Raw genomic sequence first — 290 nt, forward strand, 5'->3', positions numbered from 1 at the left:
TTTAACAGCAGCAATTTTTAAAGACCCACGTAATTTATTAACTACTAAAGTAGCTAAAGCTTCACCTTCTACATCTTCAGCAATAATTAATAATGGCTTACCTGATTGAGCAACTGGCTCTAATACTGGTAATAAACCTTTCATTGAAGAAATTTTCTTATCGTATAATAAGATATAAGGATTCTCTAAATCTGTAATCATCTTTTCTGAATCAGTCACAAAATATGGAGATAAATATCCTCTATCAAATTGCATACCTTCAACAGTATCTACATAAGTATCTGTTCCTT

Annotated in this window: 1 pseudogene; it reads right to left on the reverse strand. The window is 30.3% G+C overall.

Features of this window, described 5'->3' with window-relative positions:
* Positions 1-290: pseudogene (gene groEL / locus H2O73_RS23860) on the reverse strand (chaperonin GroEL); the annotation flags it as partial.

It is taken from the genome of Vibrio marinisediminis (assembly GCF_014050145.1).
Taxonomy (GTDB): Bacteria; Pseudomonadota; Gammaproteobacteria; order Enterobacterales; family Vibrionaceae; genus Vibrio; species Vibrio marinisediminis.